This is a genomic window from Amnimonas aquatica (assembly GCF_002943415.1).
GTDB classification, from domain to species: Bacteria; Pseudomonadota; Gammaproteobacteria; order Pseudomonadales; family Moraxellaceae; genus Perlucidibaca; species Perlucidibaca aquatica_A.
This window is the reverse complement of the sequence record NZ_PTQZ01000334.1, coordinates 1-1,298: the sequence shown is the minus strand read 5'-3', so window position 1 is coordinate 1,298 and position 1,298 is coordinate 1. Positions and strand designations below refer to the sequence as shown.

Annotated in this window: 1 pseudogene; it reads right to left on the bottom strand. The window is 72.7% G+C overall.

From position 1 onward, the window contains the following. A pseudogene (locus tag C5O18_RS09700) lies at window positions 1-1,023 on the bottom strand (lytic murein transglycosylase); the annotation flags it as partial. Window positions 1,024-1,298: the final 275 nt, after the last annotated feature.

The following is a 1,298-nucleotide window of genomic DNA, read 5'->3' as shown; positions in this document are numbered from 1 at the left end:
GCGTGCTATCAACAGCGCCTGCAGCTCGCGGCGCTGGGCGCGCGACAGCGGCGGGTCGTCGGTGGGCCAGGCGCGCTGGAACGGCCCCGCGCCGGCGAGCCGGTCGGCCAGGTGCGCGATCGCCAGTCCGTAGCTCTCGGCAGCGTTGTAGCTGTAGAAAGCGTCGAAGTTGCGCAGGCTGAGGAACGCCGGGCCGTCCGGGCCGGCCGGCAGCAGCAGGCCGGCCGGCGTGTCCGGCCCCGGTGTCGTCGCTGTGCCGGCCGTGGTGCCGCCGGCACTGGCGGTCAGCAGCGGTGTGCCGTCGGCGCGCACCAGACCGCGCGTGCTCCATTCGGACAACGGCCGCTTGTTGCGCCGGCTTTCCCCGCCGGCGTTGAAGCCCTTCGGCAGCGTCACCTCCAGCCCCCAGGGCTGGCCGCTCTGCCAGCGCGCCTGCCGCAGGAAGTTGGCGGTGGAGGCGAGGGCGTCGGGCACGCTGTCGATGAGGTCGCGGCGGCCGTCGCCATCGAAATCGACGGCGAGGCGCTCGTAGGTGCTGGGCATGAACTGGGTCTGGCCGAAGGCGCCGGCCCAGGAGCCGTAGAGGCGTTCCGGCGCAATGTCGCCGGCCTGCAGGATGCGCAGGGTTGCGAACAGCTCGCCGCGGAAGAAGGGCTGTCGCCGGCCGGCGCAGCTCAGCGTCGACAGCGATTGCAGCAGCGGGTAGCTGCCGGTGGTCTGGCCGAAGTTGCTCTCCACGCCCCAGACCGCGACCACGGCTTCGGCCGGCACGCCGTAGCGGGCGCTGATCCTTGCCAGCACCTCGCGGTGCCGAGCCAGCATTTCCCGGCCGAGCGCAATCCGCTCGTCATCGACCAGTCCGGACAGATAGTCCCAGATCGGCAGGGAGAATTCGGGCTGGCGGTCGAGGCGCGCCAGCACGCTGTCATCCGGCACCAGGTCACGGGTGAAGCGGTCGTAGCTGTCTTCGCGGATGCCTGCCGCCAGCGCGCGCGGCCTGAGCTCGGCCAGGCAGGTGGTGAAGGTCGCCGGTGCGACAGCTGGAGTCGCCTGGCCGGCGGCCGGTACTGCGGGCGGCGTCGGCGCCTGCGGTGCGGCAGGCCGGCTGGCGCAGCCGGGGAGCAGTACGCCGGCGATCAGCGGCATGGCGAGGAGGGCGGCATGGCGGCCGCCGATGCGATGGTCTGGCATGGGTCCCGGGTTTCCTGCGGAGGACGCCGGACGGTGCATGCGGTCCGGCGGGCGCTGGCGTGGCGTTGGCGTGACGAGGTTTCGTGCCACGTTAGCACGAGCCTGCG